At 47.4% G+C, this 384-nt stretch carries 1 protein-coding gene; it reads left to right on the forward strand.

The annotated features are described in order from the left end of the window. A partial coding sequence (locus NE664_15600; GenBank protein ID MCQ4728058.1) for an N-acetylmuramoyl-L-alanine amidase occupies positions 1–384 on the forward strand: 384 nt, incomplete at both ends.

A 384-nucleotide genomic window follows, 5' to 3' on the forward strand; every position in this document is an offset into this window, starting at 1 on the left:
GTCAGCTTTCAGCAGAATCTATTGGGGGCTGTTTTGACAGTAGTAACGTACAGGCTTCTTGCAACTATGGAATTGGTAGTGACGGACGTGTGGTTCTTTGCGTGGATGAGGCAAACAGAAGCTGGTGCTCTTCCAGTAACGCGAATGACCAGCGGGCTGTGACGATTGAGTGTGCCAGTGATATGACCGATCCGTATGCCATGACAAATGCGGTATATGAAAAGTTGGTTGCTCTGTGCGTTGATATCTGCCGGAGAAATGGTAAGACAAAACTCCTTTGGTTTGGCGACAAGGACAAATCTCTGAACTACAGTCCCAAATCAAACGAGATGATCCTTACGGTTCATCGGTGGTTTACCAACAAATCTTGTCCTGGGGATTGGC

This window comes from Anaerotignum faecicola (genome assembly GCA_024460105.1).
GTDB lineage: Bacteria > Bacillota > Clostridia > Lachnospirales > Anaerotignaceae > JANFXS01.